1 protein-coding gene is annotated in these 392 nt (G+C 56.6%); it reads right to left on the bottom strand.

The window, feature by feature from the left end:
* Positions 1–392 (bottom strand): ABC transporter substrate-binding protein (locus D7Y13_RS44600; protein WP_208734757.1); only part of this gene is annotated, 392 nt, incomplete at both ends.

Raw genomic sequence — 392 nt, 5'->3', positions numbered from 1 at the left:
GTTAACATCATCCTGATCCATCGCCTCGAGAACGATCTGGCGCAGCCGCTTATTGTTGAAAGGAGGATGAAGAACATTGAAGCGCACGATGTTCGTGAGCCCCTCCGGATCGTATTCCACGACCTGGACGCTTTTCTCTTTCTTGAGAACCGGGATGACGTCGACCCCGACCGACTGCAAAAAGTCGACCTCACCCGTGATCAGCGCGGCCGTCGCCGTTGTGGGATCGAGACTGCGCCATTCCACACGGTCGATATGGGCGATCTTTCCACCCGCGAGGACGTTGGCAGGTTCCGAACGCGGAACATAATCCGTGTTTTTCAGATAGACCGACCGCTGGCCCGGCACAAACTCGCCCGGAACGAATTTGTAAGGCCCGGAGCCGATGATCT

Origin of the sequence: Corallococcus praedator (assembly GCF_003612125.1) — a bacterium.
In the GTDB taxonomy this organism is placed as follows: domain Bacteria; phylum Myxococcota; class Myxococcia; order Myxococcales; family Myxococcaceae; genus Corallococcus; species Corallococcus praedator.
The sequence above is the reverse complement of the archived record's forward strand: the minus strand, read 5'-3'. Positions and strand labels throughout refer to the sequence as shown.